Source organism: Pseudomonas sp. O39 (assembly GCF_045447295.1).
Taxonomy (GTDB): domain Bacteria; phylum Pseudomonadota; class Gammaproteobacteria; order Pseudomonadales; family Pseudomonadaceae; genus Aquipseudomonas; species Aquipseudomonas antarctica_A.
This window is the reverse complement of record NZ_JBJGXV010000096.1, coordinates 1-235: the sequence shown is the minus strand read 5'-3', so window position 1 is coordinate 235 and position 235 is coordinate 1. Positions and strand designations below refer to the sequence as shown.

The 235-nt window shown below is 63.0% G+C and carries 1 protein-coding gene; it reads right to left on the bottom strand.

Going from position 1 to position 235, the window contains the following annotated elements; genetic code table 11:
* The coding region (locus tag ACI77D_RS29460) for a hypothetical protein (RefSeq protein WP_407018123.1) at nucleotides 1–222 on the bottom strand (222 nt) is incomplete at its 3' end.
* Nucleotides 223–235 lie beyond the last annotated feature (13 nt).

Sequence of the window (235 nt, the reverse complement as noted above, 5' to 3'; positions counted from 1 at the left end):
GGGCACATCGTCGACATGTTCCTGGCGCACCAATGCCGTCTGCTGGGTCTTCTTACGAACCGCCGGCACCGCGTTGGAAACCAGCTGATCCCCAGCCTTCAACGACGCAACCGGCACGGTCTTGATCGGCGTCGCCGTACTGCCCACCAGCAACGGCTTCACCACCTCGGCATGCAGCTCCAGCCTGGGCATCACCAGCTTTGTCGCCAACCACTCCATCAAGTCCCGCGTCCGT